Source organism: Lysinibacillus sp. CNPSo 3705 (genome assembly GCF_028674935.1).
Taxonomy (GTDB): domain Bacteria; phylum Bacillota; class Bacilli; order Bacillales_A; family Planococcaceae; genus Lysinibacillus.
On record NZ_JAQZSD010000215.1, the window covers coordinates 1 to 379 of the forward strand.

Annotated in this window: 1 pseudogene; it reads left to right on the forward strand. The window is 37.2% G+C overall.

Annotated features, from left to right (window positions below):
* Positions 1–379, forward strand: a pseudogene (locus PVA17_RS25110) (penicillin-binding protein); the annotation flags it as partial.

Below are 379 nucleotides of genomic sequence, written 5' to 3' on the forward strand. Positions count from 1 at the left end.
TATGCAAATTGTAAAAGGGGAAGATTATGTACGCGAATTAGAGCGTAAAGAGGAGGTAGCTGTCAATACAAGTGTGCCAAGGGGACGTATGTATGATCGGTATGGCCGTATTTTAGTGGATAACCAACCGGAAAATGCCATTACGTATACAAAAATGTCGACGACAACAACAAAGGAAATGGTAGACATAGCCGAAAAGCTGGCACAATTGATTGAGCAGCCAACGAAACGTGTTACATTACGTGACAAACAAGATTTTTGGATTATAAAAAATAAAGACGCTGCCTATGAAAAAGTAACAGATAAAGAAAAAAAGAAAATTAGGGCACAGGAAAATGTAACGGAAAGTCAAATCAATGCACAAATAGATAAACTTGTT